This window comes from Stutzerimonas stutzeri, from assembly GCF_024448935.1.
Classification (GTDB): Bacteria; Pseudomonadota; Gammaproteobacteria; order Pseudomonadales; family Pseudomonadaceae; genus Stutzerimonas; species Stutzerimonas stutzeri_AO.
On the sequence record NZ_JAMOIE010000283.1, the window covers coordinates 1 to 508 of the forward strand.

A 508-nucleotide genomic window follows, 5' to 3' on the forward strand; every position below is an offset into this window, starting at 1 on the left:
ACCAATCGAAAGATGTTCTCAAGTCAGTAGCAATTTGGCTCCGTGTCGTCAACGCCGCAGAGCGGTTGGGCTGGCGGGTCGTAAAGGCAGCCTGTCACCCTTACCAGGAGCAGTACGATCTATCTGGACCGCAAGAAGAACAATGCCAGCTGCGGATCGCCTACAACGGAAAGAACGTCGTCACCGCCATGCACGTGAAGGATCCGGCGCAGTGGCCTTTACTTACCGACTTAGCCAGCGCTTGCGTCGCAACGAGTGGGTACTCGCCAGAGGCTGACGCGTTGCTTCGCTCTGCTCGTTCGCGCTTGGACCTAATTGGCTGGAAGATCGTATCCGCCGCCGAGACGCCTTACCGTCTAGCAACTACCGTTGCTCGCAACCAAGATGAGCGCGTCGGTCTTGAGATTAACTTCGACAAGCAGGGGCTGGTTTCTAGCTTGCGCCCGCTGACGTGCAGCAACTCCGCGGCTGTTGAAACAATAAGGTCGGTTTTGCAATGTAAGCGTCC

The 508-nt window shown here is 56.7% G+C and carries 1 protein-coding gene; it reads left to right on the forward strand.

Annotated elements, in window-relative coordinates:
- The coding region (locus tag NA637_RS25380; protein ID WP_256075434.1) for a hypothetical protein at positions 1–508 on the forward strand (508 nt) is incomplete at both ends.